The sequence below is a fragment of the Oleiphilus sp. HI0123 genome (genome assembly GCF_001635315.1).
Genome location: NZ_LWGE01000018.1, coordinates 1 through 505 on the forward strand (window position 1 = coordinate 1; position 505 = coordinate 505).

1 protein-coding gene is annotated in these 505 nt (G+C 36.0%); it reads right to left on the reverse strand.

From position 1 onward, the window contains the following. Window positions 1–186, reverse strand: a 186-nt coding sequence (locus A3761_RS28285) for a hypothetical protein (RefSeq protein ID WP_231881093.1), incomplete at its 3' end; no start/stop codon positions are given. Window positions 187–505: the final 319 nt, after the last annotated feature.

Consider the following 505-nt stretch of genomic DNA (forward strand, 5'->3'; position numbering starts at 1 on the left):
CAACTCTTTTGAAATAGATAGTAAGCTATCGACAATATCAGCATTGTCCTCACGACTTTCATCCAAGATGAAAGAATGATTTATTGCAATGGAGGCAGCAACCATTAAACAAACAATGGTAAATGAAACCCCGTTTAACAACCAAAACTTATACTTTAAACGGAGATTCAAAAGAAACTTATACATATCTGGTAAGGCTCAATTAATTATTATCGTCAATAAAATAGCAGTATAGACCTAAACTTCGGATTCTAAAGGATGTTTAGTGATTTATTCACCTCCCTAAAATTAGCCCTCAGATAAAAACAGGCCTGACTAAGAGAAAATATCTAAAACGGATTTGGAACCTTTCTGCAAACCTCTTGTCCTAAGTTCTACAGTTGCTTAAAAGAATCCCGATAGAGTAGGAATTTATGAAAAAAACACTTTGGATCGTCAGTTTGCTTAGTATTATTACCTATCTGAGCGCAATCACCCAAGCAGCACAAGAGCCTGGGGCATCCAC